A 540-nucleotide genomic window follows, 5' to 3' on the forward strand; every position below is an offset into this window, starting at 1 on the left:
ATACTTGCCAGCACAAATTGCCATACAGGCGGAATCATCCAATCGTGCCGCCCGATCATCATGCCTGCCATGCCGATTAAGAACGGAATATTGATGACCAGCAAAAGCCACAGCCTCCAGTTTACATGCGCTGTTTCTTCGGGCTGCGGCAGCGCGTCTTCCGTTTTTTCCTTCGCGCCGTAACCGGTTTTCTCGATAATTTTGGCGATGTCGGCTGCGGAGGTTTTGCTGTCGTCAAACGTAACCTGCGCCTCCTCGCTGGCGAAGTTCACCCCTGCCGATTCGACAAAATCTTTTTTGTTCAATACTTTTTCAATACGCGAAGCGCAGGCCTGACAGGTCATGCCTTCGATTTGAAAACGGACTTTTTGTTGCATGGCAAAGCCTCCTATTGATTGTTTGGCGGGTGTTTTTCGTGTTTATATATTATCAAACGAAAACGACATAATGGCAAAAAGTAAGTTATCAAGAGACAGAGGCCGTCTGAAGCGTTTCAGACGGCCTTTTCAAAATACGCTTATCGGTTACAAAGCCACATCA

Annotated in this window: 1 protein-coding gene; it reads right to left on the reverse strand. The window is 47.4% G+C overall.

Annotated features, from left to right (window positions below):
• Positions 1–377 (reverse strand): cation transporter (locus ACTHUM_RS18360; protein ID WP_440403731.1); only part of this gene is annotated, 377 nt, incomplete at its 3' end.
• Positions 378–540 lie beyond the last annotated feature (163 nt).

The sequence above is a fragment of the Neisseria sp. P0021.S006 genome, assembly GCF_051956895.1.